This window comes from Oleiphilus sp. HI0079, assembly GCF_001635105.1.
Map to the genome: position 1 here is coordinate 1 of NZ_LWFT01001258.1, position 624 is coordinate 624.

Here is a 624-nt window from a genome sequence, read left to right on the forward strand (position 1 = left end):
GGCGACATGATCTGCATGTACTGATGACCGAGCCGGGCGCGCACTGCGAGTTAAACGGCGTGGTTGTCACCAAAGAAAAACAGCATTTTGATAATCATACGAACATCGAACATATCGCCTCCAACTGCACCAGCGAAGAAAACTATCGCTGCATTGCTGATGATAAGTCTCACATTGTTTTCAACGGCAGAATTCATATCCACAAGGATGCCCAGAAAACTCTTGGCGAAATGAACAATCGCAACCTTCTTCTCTCAAACAGTGCCGCAATTGACACAAAGCCAGAGTTAGAGATTTACGCAGACGATGTAAAGTGTGCGCACGGCGCAACGATCGGCCAGCTAAACGAGAAAGAAGTGTACTATTTGAAGACACGTGGTTTGAGCGATGATCAAGCGCGGCAAATGCTAACGCTTGGCTTCGTACTTGAACTTGTTCGTGCCGTCCCTATTGAAGATCTAGCAAAACGCTGGGAAGAGAGCCTTTCTCAACTTCTTAGCTTCCAAGAGAAATAGCGAAGGGTGATTTAATGCGTGCATCAAGCTCATCAGCTTTTGGCGTAAGCGAAAACTCAAGTCTAGCCAACGCTGCGCGACGAGACTTCCCGATCCTGGAACAGAGTAT

1 protein-coding gene is annotated in these 624 nt (G+C 47.4%); it reads left to right on the forward strand.

Going from position 1 to position 624, the window contains the following annotated elements:
• The coding region (locus A3750_RS22130; protein WP_197475237.1) for a SufD family Fe-S cluster assembly protein at positions 1 to 515 on the forward strand (515 nt) is incomplete at its 5' end.
• Positions 516 to 624: the final 109 nt, after the last annotated feature.